Here is a 219-nt window from a genome sequence, read left to right as displayed (position 1 = left end):
GGCAGAGAGGTCACACCCGTTCCCATACCGAACACGGAAGTTAAGCTCTCTAGCGCCGATGGTAGTTGGGACCTTGTCCCTGTGAGAGTAGGACGTTGCCAGGCAAATGGAGGATTAGCTCAGCTGGGAGAGCACCTGCCTTACAAGCAGGGGGTCGGCGGTTCGATCCCGTCATCCTCCACCATTTAGCCGACTTAGCTCAATTGGTAGAGCAACTGA

The 219-nt window shown here is 55.7% G+C and carries 1 tRNA gene and 1 rRNA gene; both read left to right on the top strand.

Annotated features, from left to right (window positions below):
• A 5S ribosomal RNA gene (rrf, locus tag MR170_RS32920) occupies positions 1 to 104 on the top strand; the annotation flags it as partial.
• Between the two features lie 4 nt (positions 105 to 108).
• A tRNA-Val gene (locus MR170_RS32915) sits at positions 109 to 184 on the top strand.
• The last annotated feature ends 35 nt before the right edge of the window (positions 185 to 219 follow it).

The organism is Bacillus cereus group sp. BfR-BA-01524 (assembly GCF_022662595.1).
GTDB lineage: Bacteria > Bacillota > Bacilli > Bacillales > Bacillaceae_G > Bacillus_A > Bacillus_A thuringiensis_S.
This window is presented reverse-complemented; position numbering and strand designations above follow the sequence as displayed.